Origin of the sequence: Terrabacter sp. Ter38 (genome assembly GCF_024519435.1) — a bacterium.
Lineage (GTDB): Bacteria > Actinomycetota > Actinomycetes > Actinomycetales > Dermatophilaceae > Terrabacter.
On the sequence record NZ_JALJRZ010000043.1, the window covers coordinates 1 to 342 of the forward strand.

The following is a 342-nucleotide window of genomic DNA, read 5'->3' on the forward strand; positions in this document are numbered from 1 at the left end:
GAAAGAGAAGAAGAAGAAAGGGGGGGAAGGGAGAGAGAAAAGAGGAGAGGAAGGAGAGGAAGGAGAGGGAGAAGGGGGAGAGGAAGGAAAGAAGAAGAAGGAAGGAGAAGAGGAAGAAGAAGAAGAAAGAGGAAAGAAAGAGGGGGGAGGGGAAAGAAGAAAGAGGAGAAGAGGAGAGGGAGGGAGAGGAAGAGAGAAGGGAGAGAGAAGAGAGGGAAGGGGAAGGGGAGGGGAAGAAGAAGAGAGAGAGAAAGAAGGAGGGGAAGAAGGGAGGAGAGAAAGAGGAAGAGAAAGAGAGGGGAGAGGAAAAGGAAAGAGAAGGATAAAAAGAGAAGAAATGAA

The 342-nt window shown here is 49.1% G+C and carries 1 protein-coding gene; it reads left to right on the plus strand.

Features of this window, described 5'->3' with window-relative positions:
• A partial coding sequence (locus tag NR112_RS23325) for a hypothetical protein (RefSeq protein ID WP_256796477.1) occupies window positions 1-326 on the plus strand: 326 nt, incomplete at its 5' end.
• Between the last annotated feature and the right edge of the window lie 16 nt (window positions 327-342).